Here is a 1,118-nt window from a genome sequence, read left to right on the forward strand (position 1 = left end):
CGGCCATCGAAGCCGCCCTCCGAGACCTCCTCGTGAGCGATCCCGTCTATTGGCGCACCGAGCAGAAGAAGAACCTCCTCGAGCGGTTGGAGAAGCTCCAGGCCCAACAGGCGGCGCTGAAACTTCGGGTCCTCGCGTCGGCTGGCGACATCGCTGAAGAGACTGGCGACAAGGACGCCTCGGGGTGGATGCGTGCCGAGCTACTGGTCGACAAAGGCGCGGCGAGGTCGCAGGTCAAGCTCGCCGCCGGGGTCGCGAAGTACGGCCTTGTCGCCGCTGGCCTGGCCGAGGGCGTGGTGTCGGAGAACAAGGCGCGGGTGATCACGGCGGCGCTCGATGCGATCGAGAACGACCCGGTCGCGAGCGCCGAGGATCTGGTGCTGGCGGAGAAGCTCCTGGTCGACTACGCAAGCCGGCTCACCGCCAACGAACTCCGTGTGGTCGGGAAACGGATTTTGCGGGAGATCGACCCGGTCCGGTTCGAGGATGCCGAAGCCAGGGCACTGTTGGCTGAGGAAGAACGTGCCCAACAAAGGACCGCGTTGCGGGTCTGGGACAACCATGACGGCACGATCGGGTTCGACGGCGTGCTGCCGACCTCGGTCGGGATGCGGTTCAAACGACTGGTCGAGGCCTACGCCCAGCCCCGCAAACAGCACCTCCTCGACAAGGGTGCTCCGTTGCCGCCGTGGGAACGGTTGATGGGTCAGGGCTTCGTCCGGCTCCTGGAGACCATCGACCCCGCCAGCCTGCCCCGCCACGGTGGCGACGCCACCACCATCAACGTCGTCATCTCCCTGGAGGAGCTCCGCAAGGGCCTCGGCATCGCCACCCTCGGCTACGACGAGACCAACGGCACCGTGATCAGCGCAGCGGAGGCGCGTCGGATGGCGTGCAACGCCACCATCATCCCCTGGGTCCTGGGCGGTGACAGCGAGGTCCTCGACGCCGGCCGGGACAGCAGGCTCTTCCAGCCCATCCAACGCAAGGCGCTCCGGCTCCAGCACAAGTGCTGCCAAGCCGAGGGTTGTGACGTGCCCCCGGAGTGGTGCGACGCCCACCACCTCGACCCCTGGGCCGCCGGAGGCAAGACCAACCTCAACGACGGGGCACTGCTG

At 67.4% G+C, this 1,118-nt stretch carries 1 protein-coding gene; it reads left to right on the forward strand.

Translation table 11 applies throughout. The features are described 5' to 3' along the window. Positions 1-32: 32 nt before the first annotated feature. Positions 33-1,118, forward strand: a 1,086-nt coding sequence (locus tag UG56_RS27350; RefSeq protein WP_256206945.1) for an HNH endonuclease signature motif containing protein, incomplete at its 3' end; no start/stop codon positions are given.

This window comes from Nocardioides luteus (assembly GCF_000960475.2).
GTDB lineage: Bacteria > Actinomycetota > Actinomycetes > Propionibacteriales > Nocardioidaceae > Nocardioides > Nocardioides luteus_A.